Origin of the sequence: uncultured Brachyspira sp., from assembly GCF_944390845.1 — a bacterium.
Lineage (GTDB): Bacteria > Spirochaetota > Brachyspiria > Brachyspirales > Brachyspiraceae > Brachyspira > Brachyspira pulli.
This window is the reverse complement of sequence record NZ_CALXRM010000020.1, coordinates 1-11,829: the sequence shown is the minus strand read 5'-3', so window position 1 is coordinate 11,829 and position 11,829 is coordinate 1. Positions and strand designations below refer to the sequence as shown.

Below are 11,829 nucleotides of genomic sequence, written 5' to 3'. Positions count from 1 at the left end.
TTATATATGCAATGTGAGGTTTGCGGAAGCGAAAATTATACTGAAGTCGGCATCATAAAAAATGTATGGCAAAATGATAAAAAAGTTTATCAGTGTAATAACTGTAAATTATATTTTATAGAATTGCCTACAGATGAAGAAATATACCTTTTATATAAAAATGAATATCATAATAATATAAAAAATAAATTATTTGAGATGGCTAAAAGCAAAATGCGTTATGCTAGAAGCCTATCTCAATTTAATTTTATTAATAAGCATATAGACTGTAAAAATAAAAAAGTATGTGAAATAGGTGCTTTTGACGGTTTATTATTGAGCATATTCAAGAAAAATAATTGCGATGTTTATGGATATGAACTTAATGATAATGCCAGAGCTTATGCTAAAAATAAATATGATATTGATTTGAAGCCTAACTTCTTAGAAAGTAAAAATAAATATGATATTATAATTCTTTCGCATGTTATTGAGCATTTTAAAGATGCAAAAAATGTTTTATTAAAAATAAAAGGTATGCTCAATGAAAATGGATACATATATATAGAAGTTCCGAATTCTCCTATGATTGATCAATGCAGTCATGAAATGTTAATTAGATATTTATCTACAGAACATATCGTTAATTTTAACATGTCAAATTTGAAGATGTTTGTAGAATCTTCAAAATTAAATATTATAGAATGTGTATACAGTAATTATTCTGTATCTAATAAAAATGAAAGTTTGAGAGCCAATATTTTAGAGGGTAGTTTGCCAAGTGTTTCTAATTTATTTTCTTTTGGTCTGTTTGGTTTTAAAACATTTATTGTGCCGAAATCTACATTTATAGAGTATTATGATAACAATAATATATGGTCTTACGGTGAAAATATCAGAATAATAGCACAAATTAGTATGTAAATATACCGATATATAACTTTTTATAGATTTTTATAAAAAAAATTATAATTATTTTTGACTTTATTTTTATAATGTTTATTATTTAAAATATAAGTTCTTTTATTTTAATTTTATATATGGGGTTTTACTATGAAAAACATGCTAATGATCAAATTCTTGGCGCCTTTTATAATACTTCTAATGATACTTTTTATTGTAATATCTTTTGTTTACAGACCTATATATAGGGATAGGTTTTTAAATGAAAGATATCTTAAAACATTAGAAGCTAAAACAAGAACAGAAGGGTATGTTGAGGAACTCAAAAATACAATATATGTTATGGGAGCTTATCTGGAATCCAATCCTAGTTGGGTAGAATTTGGTAATTTTTTAACCAATGTACAAAAGCTAAATTCCGGATATTTAAATGTTTATTTTGGAGGAAGCCTTCCTTATCCGCAAGGTGGTGTTTTTATGAACACTTTAGAAGTTTATCCTTTAACTTATGATCAAACCTCCAGAGATTGGTATAAAGATTCTGTAGCGACCAATGGCATAATGATTAGTGCTCCATATATTGATTTCGCTGTTAAGAAACTTACAGTAACATTTGGTAAATCAGTTTATACTAATGGAGCTTTAAAAGGTGTTTGTGCAATAGATTTTGCCAATATTAATAGTATAGCTGAAAGTTTAAAGAAAAATTTTAAAGAAGAAGTTTATATTGTTTCTGAAGATGGTATATTTATGACTCATGATAATGAGGATTACATCTTAAATGAAAAAAATAATTTATTTACTTATGAAATATTTGCTGATTTCAAAAATAATTTATCATCTCATATTGGAGATTTAGATATTGTTGGTGATGAATGGTATTCTATTCAAAAAACTGATAATGCTCCTTGGTTATTGGTATTTAAAGGAAGTGCTAAGCCTTTCTATTCTCAATTTACATTTTTAATGCTGTATTTGTTCCTATGTATTGTACTTCTTATAATATTGGAATGTTTATTAGTAGCAAGAATAGTTATACCTTTATCTAAGAATTTATATCATGCTATTGATATAATGAAATTGATACAAGATGGCAGATTTGACAGTAAATTTGATGAAAATGATTTAAAGAGAAAAGATGTAGCTGGCGTATTATCTAATTCTATTAATGATATGCAGCTTATAATGCATAATATAGTTGCTGAATTGAAAAGTAATATATCTGTAATTAATAATTCTTCTGAAAAAATATCAGGCGGTATAGATGATTTATCTGATAGAACATCATCTCAGGCAGCAGCTGTTGAAGAAATTACAGGTTCTATAGAAAATTTACTATCAGCAATATCCAATACATCAAAGAATTCTTATGAAGCTAAGAATATGAGTTCTAAAGTTACGGAATCAACTCAGCATGGTGTATCTGCTGTTGGTGAAATATCTAATAATATGATAGAGATATCAGAATCAAGTAAGGAAATATCTAATATTACAAAATTGATACAGTCTATAGCATTTCAAACTAACATATTGGCACTTAATGCAGCAGTTGAGGCAGCACGTGCAGGAGAACAGGGAAGGGGATTTGCTGTTGTTGCTTCTGAAATTAGAGCTTTGGCACAGAATGTTAATGAGGCAGCAGGAAATATTACAGACATTATAGAAACAACTGTTGCTAAGATACAGGTAGGAGATGAGTCTGTTAAACGTTCTTTGGATATACTTTTGGAGATAGAAAAGTCTGCTAAAGATGTTTCTGATATACTTGTAAAAATATATGAAGCTGCTTCAGAAGAAGAAGAAAGTGTTAAGCAAATTAATATAGCTATGAATGAATTAAATAGCATCACTCAGGAAAATGCTGAACTTGTTAATGAAAGTTCTATACTTGGAAAAGAAGTTGTAGCTGGTACTAATAATTTATATTCTGAACTTGAGTATTTTAAACTTAACTCTTAATTCTCAATAAACAGTAAAATAAAAGGAGCAGTTATTTTATATAGCTGCTCCTTTTTTATTAATGAATATTTATATTATTATAGTTTAACTTTTTAATTAATTCGCAGGCTTCATCTACTTCTTTTAAGCTTATATCTCTATGAGTAACGAATCTTACTTTATATTCTCCAAATGAGCTAGCTCTTACACCAAGTTCTTCCAATTTACCAATTATATATTCTGAAGTTTTTTCAGTATCTGCTATAACTATATTAGTTTCTACATGTTCAAAATCAAGAGTACCAATTCCGGCTTCTACGATAGTTTTGGCTATTTTTTTAGCTTTTATATGATCTTCTTCCAATGCTTCTATATTGTGCTGTAATGCATATATACCAGCAGCAGCCATTAAACCAATTTGTCTCATACCGCCGCCTATTAATTTTCTCATAATGAATGCTTCTTCTATAAACTCTTCTTCTCCGCAAATCATAGCTCCCATTGGTGCACCAAGACCTTTAGATAAGCAGAATGTAATGGAATCTGTATTTGATGCTATTTCTTTTACAGGTACTTTTGCAGCAATAGATGCATTGAATACTCTAGCTCCGTCCATATGAAGATGAACGTTTTTAGATTGTGTAAATTGATATAATTCTCTAAGTACTTCTATAGGATAAACAGAACCGCCATGTCTGTTATGACTGTTTTCTACCTCTACCATATTTATAGGTGAAACGAAATATGGCTGATGGCCTGCAAAATATTTTTCTACTATACTTTTTGTTAATATTCCTCTGTCTGCTTTTGTTGTTATAGTCATAATTCCAGCAAGAGAAGAAGCTCCTCCCAATTCATAATGCATAATATGTGATTCTTCTTCTAAAAGCATTTGTTTGCTTCTTGTTCCTTTTATTAACATAGGTATTAAATTACCCATAGTACCGCTTGAAACAAATATAGATTTTTCTTTTCCTGTAATTTCTGCAGCCATTTCTTGAAGCTTATTTACTGTAGGGTCTTCCATATAAACGTCATCGCCGCATTCAGCTTCGTATATAGCTTTACGCATTGCTTCATCTGGTTTAGTTATGGTGTCGGTTCTTAAATCATAGATTTTCATTTTAACATTACTCCAATTTTTTATTCTTCCTAAAAATAATATAATTTATAAGCACAATAATTGTATGTGTTTTAAAATAAATTACAAGTGTATTATATAAACAGTTATAATTGGTATATGATAAATGAAAAAATAAATTTATTGTAATTTATTGTCATATAAAATGGTATTTATCAAAAAAAATATTATGTAATTGAAATAAATTATAATTTTACCTATAATATAACGCAATAAATTATATTATTTAAGGATAATAAATTATGATAAAAAGATACACTAGAAAAGAAATGGGCGAACTTTGGAGCTTACAAAATGAGTTTCAAGTTATGCTTGATGTTGAAATTGCTGCTTGTGAGGCTATGGCTGAAATAGGAGAGATTCCTGCAGAGGCAGTAAAGAATATTAAAGAAAAAGCTACTTTCACAGTTGAGAGAATTGCAGAAATAGAAAAAGAAACTAATCATGATATTATATCATTTGTAACAGCAGTTCAGGAAAATGTAGGCGAGGGCGGACAATATATACATAAAGGCTTAACTTCAAGCGATGTAAAAGATACTGCATTAGCTGTTATGATGAAAAAATCTGCTGAAATTATATTAGATGATTTAAAAAGATTATCAGAAGTATTATTAAGAAGAGCTAAAGAGCATAAATATACTCCTTGTATAGGACGTACTCATGGTATACATGCTGAGCCTATGACATTAGGTTTAAAATTTATTTTATGGTACGATGAGAATGAAAGAAATATTAAAAGAGTAGAGGAAGCTAAAAAACAAGTTTCTGTTGGTAAGCTTTCTGGTGCTGTTGGTACTTATAGCAATATTGATCCTAGAATAGAAGAAATAGTTTGCAAAAAATTAGGCATAGAAGCTGACAAAGTTTCTACTCAAATAATACAAAGAGACAGACATGCACAGTATCTTACAACTTTAGCTATTGTTGCTAGTTCATTAGAGAAATTTGCTACAGAGATTAGAAATTTACAAAGAACAGATATAAGAGAAGCAGAAGAATATTTCAGTGAAAAACAAAAAGGTTCATCAGCTATGCCTCATAAAAGAAACCCTATCACTTGCGAAAGAATATCAGGTTTAGCTAGAATTGTAAGAGGTAATGCTTTAGCTTCTATGGAAGATATTACACTTTGGCATGAAAGAGATATAAGCCATTCATCAGTAGAAAGAGTTATACTTCCAGATTCTACAATCGCAGTTGATTATGCTATTAATAAATTCATTGATATAGTAGATAAGCTTTTAATTTATCCAGAAGCTATGAAAGCTAATATTGAAAAGACAGGCGGTTTAATTTTCAGTCAAAGAATATTAATAAGTTTAGTTAATAAAGGCATTGACAGAGATAATGCTTACAGATGGGTTCAAAGAAATGCTATGAAAAGATGGCTCAATAACGAAGACTTCAGAGAGAATGTTCATAAAGATGAAGATATTACAAAATATTTAAGTTCTCAGGAAATTGATGACTGCTTCGATTATGCTTACTATCTAAGAAATATCGATGTAATCATGAAAAGATTTGGAATATAATTTATATTAAAATAAATTAATATATAGGGGCTTTATATTTTTATAAGGCTCCTATTTTTTGTTTTTTATTCTTATATTGTTCTGTATTGATATATATAAAGTGATATGTATACTGTACTTTTAAATTTTTGATTTTATTTTGAGAAATTTTAATTTATAATATTGACTTATATAATTAATAATGTAACATGTAATTCATCATATTAACATGAGGTGGTATGATGATTAATTATAATAATATTGTTTCTTTCAAAAAATCTTCTTTAATCTTTATAGAGGATACTTGTCCTAAAAATTCTTTTTATATAATTACCAGCGGTAAAGCGGTGTCTTATGGTATCTATTTCGACAGTAAGATGGAATATACTACAGGTGATATATTAGGGTTGGTAAATTCAGCTTTGAATGAGCCTTATTTTTTCAATATGAGAGCTGAAACTGATGTTGAGGCATTGGAGATAAATGTAGATGAAATTATAAAGATATATAATAGAGATATAATTAAAAAAATACATTATTACTTGGAAAATTCTTTAGAAATTTGGCTCAGTAAATATTATATTAATCTTTCGCATCATAATTCTATTACAAAATATGATATTAAAGAAGAATATGTTTTAAATATGGCTCAAATATATATTGACAATGGTTTTCCTACTATTGCCTATGAAATGTATAAACAATGTTTAAAATTATTTCCTGGAAGTGATAATTCTCAATCTATTAAAGATATAATAAATTCTATGAGTGAATACAATTTACCAGAGCCTGTTGAAATAGATGATAATGTTTTTTATTGTAAAAAAGGATATTGTTTATATACAGAGATTATGGCAAGCAACTATCTTTATCTTATTAATTCCGGTAAAGTAGGGGTGTATAATGTTGTAAATTCCCAATTAGTTACAAGGGCTATTTATTCAAGCAATAATCTTGTAGATGGATATATGCCGGATATTATTTATCAGCCTTTATCAACTACAACTATAGTATTAGAGGATTCAAAAATAAAATTATTAAGTAAAGAGGAATTTATATCAATAGTTGCTAATGTGAATTCTTTAAGACCTTATTATTTTAAAATAATTTGTACAAAAATAAGAAATAATATTTTTAAAGTTATGGCTCTTAATAGTAATGATCTTTTTATGAAAATTTTGATCACTATATATTATATAGTAAGAACTGAAATTTTATTTCTTAGCAAAGAAGTAAATAATATTGATCTTCTTTATAAAGTACATGATATAGTGACAATAATAGGTTGCAATAAAATAGATGCTGTTAGAAATGAATTAAAAAAGATTAACGCTATTAGTATAGATGAAGAAGATTATATTCATATACTAGATATTAATGAAATCATAAAAGAGTATGAGATATATAAAAAAAGACTATCTTTAAAAAATCATTATAATTAATGATTGGTATTTTTATTGTTCTTTTTCTTTTGTATCAATAGCAACTAATTGTGAAGGAGCAAATCTTAAGCCGAATTGTAATCCCATATCAATACTGTCAACTGAAGTAATTTTATTATCTTCACTTTTTTTTCTTACTCCAAATTCATATCCTGCATATAAACCAACATTAGCTGCTATATTATGAGTATTGAATATAGAATAATCGAATGTTAATTTTATATAAGGTATTACATTTATATAATTGTATGCTGCTGTTATATAGGCAATATCATATTTAGTTACATTTATTGTAGATTGATTTTTATTTTCTTCTGATTTAGTTTCTATATATTCATATCCAACTAAAGGAATTTTTACACCTACACCTAATCCTATTGAAAAATCTCCTATATTAAATTTAGGCAATATTCCTATTTGGAAGTTATGAAATTTTATTGATGTTTTTGATTTATCTTCACTTACAGAATAGGCATAAGTATCATAACTGTAACCTGCTTCTCCTAAAATGCTAACACCCATACCATTTTTTAAATCTATCATATATCCAAATGATCCGGAAATTCCTATATCAAATCCCAAGTCAGGTTTTCTTGAAATATTATCGATCTTTCCCATAGGCATACCAACTGACAATCCCATAGGAACATTGATTATTGCTTCTATACCGCTTTTGGCAAAAAGAGATAAATTAATAAATATAAAAACTCCTATAGTAATAAGCAATTTTTTCATAATTATAATTAAACTCCTTTTGTTTATAAATGAATATAATATATTATTATATTTATCGTCTTTTTAAATATAATATTTTATTGTGTTTTATAAAATAAAATTTAGAATATTATTATTTGCCTATACAGAAATTAGCAAATATTTCATTTATTACTTCTTCAGCATCTATTTTGCCGCTTACATTTCCAAGTATATTATTTAATATATTCATTTCTTCTGCAACTTCATCTAATGAATATTGCTGTTCTGATTTTTCTATACATACATCAATCTGTTTAAGTCCGCTTTCTAAATATCCTCTTTCTCTGTTATTAACATAGCTTTCTTTATTGAATATATCTATATCAGAATCGGCAACATAGTTTTTTAATGCCTGTATTAAAGTATCTTTACCTGCTTTAGTTTTTGCACTTATTTCTATTATATTATTACTTTTTATATTGTAATTAAATCTTTTTTCACTGTCGCTTTTATTTAGAATATATATTATATTTTTATTATTCAATGAGTTTAGAAATTCTATTAAATTAATATCATCTTCATTGGCATTGTCACTGCTGTCAAAAACCGCAAGTATAATATTAGCTTCATCAGCACATTTTTTAGCCCTTTCAATCCCTTCAAGTTCTATATCATTATCAGCTTCTTTGTGAAATCCAGCAGTATCCATTAAATAAAATGGTATATTATCTATATAAATATTTTCGCTTAAAAAATCTCTTGTAGTTCCTGCTATATTTGAAACTATTGCTCTTTCTCTGTCTAATATCATATTGAATATGCTGCTCTTTCCAGCATTAACCCTTCCAAGTATAGCTACTTTTATACCATTAATAAGATTTTCTACTCTTTTGGAATTTGATAATATATTTTCTATGTCTTTTTTTATTTGTAAGAAATTTTCTATTAATTTGTCATAAGAGAAACTTTCTGTATCATCTTCAGGGAAATCTAATTCACCATAAACAAGCATTAGAGAATTTTTTATACTATCTCTTAATCTGTCAATTTCTCTTGTGAGCCTTCCTCTCATTTTATATATGCTGGCTTCTGCCATAAGTTTATTATTAGAATCTATTAAATCATGTATAGCTTCTGCTTCGCTTATACCAATTCTTCCATTGATATATGCTCTGTATGTGAACTCTCCCTTATTAGCCGCTCTTGCTCCGTTTCTTATTAGAAGGTTAATTAAAGAATCTATTACTACAATGCTTCCATGTGAAATAAATTCTACAGTGTCTTCTGATGTAAATGAATTCGGAGATAATGTTGTAAGTACTATAAGTTCATCTATAGGGGTGTTATTTTCATCTTTTATTAAAGTATAATAACTTTTTCTATGTTCAAAGTTTTTAATGTTTTTATTTTCATTATGAGCATAGAAGCATATTTTTGATGCTATTTCTAATGCTTTGCTTCCAGACATTCTTATTAATGCTAATGCACTTTTTGAGTAGGGTGTTGATAATGCTACAATAGTATCTTTTATATCATATTCATTCATATATATAAACTCTTAATTGTTATTTTCTTCTAATTGTCCGATTTTTTTCTGATTCTTTTTATGTTCTTTTAATTCTCTTTTTAATCTCTTTCTTTCTTCTTTGTATATTTTTTTATTTTCTTTTTCTTCCAATTTTAATGCTGTTTGCAAGTTTCCGTTATTGATTATATAATCAACACAGAAATTATAATCTGCCTGCATTTTATTAAGTTCAGGTACTTGTTTTGCAAATTTTACATAATCTGATTCTTCAAACATTTTTATTATATATTCATTTTCATTGAAGTTATTATTATTAAATAGTTCATTTATTTCAGTTGTTGTCATATCTTCTATATTGAATCTGAATCTTTTTGTGAGATATCTTTTAAATATAAATGTTAATTCAAAATAGTATTCAGCATATTTATTTTCATTATAATAAGCATTACAATCCATAACTTTTAATGCATTTAATGCTTCAGTATCTTCTTTGATATTTATTTTTTCATTGAATTTCTTTTCTATATATTTTACTATAGAGAATATCAATATTATTAATCCTATAACAGCAAAGGCTATTAATACAGCAAATATCCATACATATTTAGGCATTGGTATTCCCATAGTGTTTTTCATAGGAGGCAATGTTTCTCCGTCTGAGAATGAATTTACTAATATATTGATTTCTTCTCCGTAAAGCTCTTTATATTCATTGTTATAATTGTAAGAGATTTTGAATGGATATATAACAAATTGTCCTACATCATAGAAACCTATTTGGTATTTTATTGTTCTTTCTTTATAATCACCTATAGTTCTAGTTTTATTTTCAACGGATACTATTCTTGATTTACTGTTTCTTTCGTCAAATGAAACATCTTCATAATTGTAATCTATATTATTTTTTGATACTATACGTACTTCATATTCTACAATATTTCCTATTATTATATTCACAGAAGACACACTTGTTTTTGATGATATTATAGTGTTTTTATCTATTGGTTTTGAACAGGAAATAAATATTAATATAAAAAATAGTAATATGAATTTTTTCATGAAATTAAACTTATCCTATATAATCTGCTGTTTTTTTCTTTCATTTCTATTTCAAATAAATAGTATGGAGGTTCAAAATAGTCTTTGAATTTATTTCCCCATTCTATAATAGTTATTCCATTTTCTCTGATTTTATCTTTAAATCCTATATCATCAAGTTCTTCTTTACTGTCTAGTCTATATAAATCAACATGTCTTAATATACTTTCTTTTCCGTTAAGTATAATATCATATTCATTTATCAATGTGAAAGAAGGACTGCTAACTATATCTTCACTCTCTAATAATCTTGATAAGATTCTAACGAATGTTGTTTTTCCGAATCCTAAATTTCCTTCCATAATTACTATGTCGCCGTTTTTTAATATGCTTTTGAAAAATGAAGCAATAGTTTCTATATTGTCAATATTTATATTTTCTTCTTCTTTTAATATTTCTTTTTTCATAGTTTATTAATTTTTTATTTTATAATTAGTTTAGAAAATAATATATCATAGGTCATTATTTGTCAAATATGAAATATCTTCTTTTTTAGAGTTTTGTATATTTGACATTTCTAAAATTGCAAATATTGATATTAATCTTAATGAAAAATTACTCATATCAAGACCAGCTAATATTAATAATGTGAATATTATTAATTTAGGATAATAGTTTTTTGATACTATTGATGTAATAAATGATGAAAACAAAGTTATAAAGAACATTATCATCACTACCATATATATTGTGAATGGTAAATACATTACAATTCCTAAGGCATTAAAGAATGATATTATGATTAATAAAAAATTTGCTCCAAATAGGAATATACTTAATATTGATAATATAATAGCAAGTATTACAAATACAAATGCTTTATTAATGTTTTTCATAATGATTTCTTTTATGAATATTAATATATAAGCTATTATTAATATTAAAAAAGAAAATGCTGATAATTTGCTTGTATAAGTAGAAATATGTGTTGATATATAATGAAAGATGTCGGAATCTATTAATTTATTAGCTGATATTATAATATAATTTATATTTGAAGCTAATAATGATAATAATATAAATACATATATTCCTCTTTCTAATTCTATTGTATCTTTTGATTTTATTATAGGAAATAAAATTTTTATAGTTAATATTAATGTTGCTGCAAAGAATAAGAATTCAATTATATTATGTATATTTATTTCCATAACATATAATTTGAGAGTTCCAAATATTAGAAATAATATACCCATAAAAGACAATAATATATTTGAATTAAATATAGCATTATAAAATTGATAAAAGACTAATAGAAAGAATGTTATTAGTACTATATAATCAAATATAAATGTTACTAGATATAGAAAAGAATTATTATCAACCACTATACTTCTAAACAGGATATAGTTAAATAATACAATAGCAATTAATATATAAGACCAAAAACTGTATGCAATAACAAAAGATGTATTTTTATTTGTGTTAGTCATTAACTATTATCCGATTATTGTATAGTACAGTATATAATAATACTATTATTAAAAAATTGCAAGAACATTAAAAAATATAGTTTGTTTAAGAGCCATAGATATTGCACACTTTTAGTTTAAAAAAAGAAGGTATTCCTTATAATTTAAATTACTAGAA

Annotated in this window: 10 protein-coding genes; 4 read left to right on the top strand and 6 right to left on the bottom strand. The window is 25.9% G+C overall.

Going from position 1 to position 11,829, the window contains the following annotated elements; translation table 11 throughout:
* The first annotated feature begins 6 nt into the window (after nt 1-6).
* Both Q0K52_RS05790 and Q0K52_RS05785 read left to right on the top strand, forming a co-directional pair.
* Nucleotides 7-903, top strand: coding sequence for a class I SAM-dependent methyltransferase (locus Q0K52_RS05790; RefSeq protein WP_297297420.1), 897 nt, complete (start codon nt 7-9; stop codon nt 901-903).
* A gap of 129 nt (nt 904-1,032) precedes the next feature.
* Nucleotides 1,033-2,841 (top strand): methyl-accepting chemotaxis protein, encoded by a 1,809-nt coding sequence (locus tag Q0K52_RS05785; RefSeq protein WP_297297418.1) that lies wholly within the window; start codon nt 1,033-1,035, stop codon nt 2,839-2,841.
* Between the two features lie 58 nt (nt 2,842-2,899).
* Here the strand turns inward: Q0K52_RS05785 and Q0K52_RS05780 are convergent, their stop codons facing one another.
* The gene (locus Q0K52_RS05780) at nt 2,900-3,943 is read right to left on the bottom strand and encodes a low specificity L-threonine aldolase (protein ID WP_297297416.1); all 1,044 of its coding nucleotides are present in this window, start codon (nt 3,941-3,943) and stop codon (nt 2,900-2,902) included.
* A 260-nt stretch (nt 3,944-4,203) separates the two neighbouring features.
* On the opposite strand from Q0K52_RS05780, the gene purB reads away from it, so the two are divergent.
* On the top strand, nt 4,204-5,496 hold the full coding sequence (gene purB, locus Q0K52_RS05775) for an adenylosuccinate lyase (RefSeq protein ID WP_297297414.1): 1,293 nt from the start codon (nt 4,204-4,206) through the stop codon (nt 5,494-5,496).
* 218 nt (nt 5,497-5,714) lie between these two features.
* Complete coding sequence (locus Q0K52_RS05770) at nt 5,715-6,917, top strand: cyclic nucleotide-binding domain-containing protein (RefSeq protein ID WP_297297412.1); 1,203 nt, start codon at nt 5,715-5,717, stop codon at nt 6,915-6,917.
* Nucleotides 6,918-6,929: 12 nt separating this feature from the next.
* Here the strand turns inward: Q0K52_RS05770 and Q0K52_RS05765 are convergent, their stop codons facing one another.
* From Q0K52_RS05765 to Q0K52_RS05745, 5 genes are all read right to left on the bottom strand, one after another.
* Nucleotides 6,930-7,652 (bottom strand): hypothetical protein, encoded by a 723-nt coding sequence (locus Q0K52_RS05765; RefSeq protein ID WP_297297410.1) that lies wholly within the window; start codon nt 7,650-7,652, stop codon nt 6,930-6,932.
* A 112-nt stretch (nt 7,653-7,764) separates the two neighbouring features.
* Nucleotides 7,765-9,159, bottom strand: coding sequence for a tRNA uridine-5-carboxymethylaminomethyl(34) synthesis GTPase MnmE (mnmE, locus tag Q0K52_RS05760; RefSeq protein ID WP_297297408.1), 1,395 nt, complete (start codon nt 9,157-9,159; stop codon nt 7,765-7,767).
* Between the two features lie 12 nt (nt 9,160-9,171).
* The gene (locus Q0K52_RS05755; RefSeq protein WP_297297405.1) at nt 9,172-10,200 is read right to left on the bottom strand and encodes a hypothetical protein; all 1,029 of its coding nucleotides are present in this window, start codon (nt 10,198-10,200) and stop codon (nt 9,172-9,174) included.
* Nucleotides 10,197-10,646 (bottom strand): tRNA (adenosine(37)-N6)-threonylcarbamoyltransferase complex ATPase subunit type 1 TsaE, encoded by a 450-nt coding sequence (tsaE, locus tag Q0K52_RS05750; RefSeq protein WP_297297403.1) that lies wholly within the window; start codon nt 10,644-10,646, stop codon nt 10,197-10,199. Before tsaE ends, Q0K52_RS05755 begins: the two co-directional genes overlap by 4 nt.
* Nucleotides 10,647-10,691: 45 nt before the next feature.
* The gene (locus tag Q0K52_RS05745) at nt 10,692-11,672 is read right to left on the bottom strand and encodes a WESB_1763 family membrane protein (RefSeq protein WP_297297401.1); all 981 of its coding nucleotides are present in this window, start codon (nt 11,670-11,672) and stop codon (nt 10,692-10,694) included.
* Nucleotides 11,673-11,829: the final 157 nt, after the last annotated feature.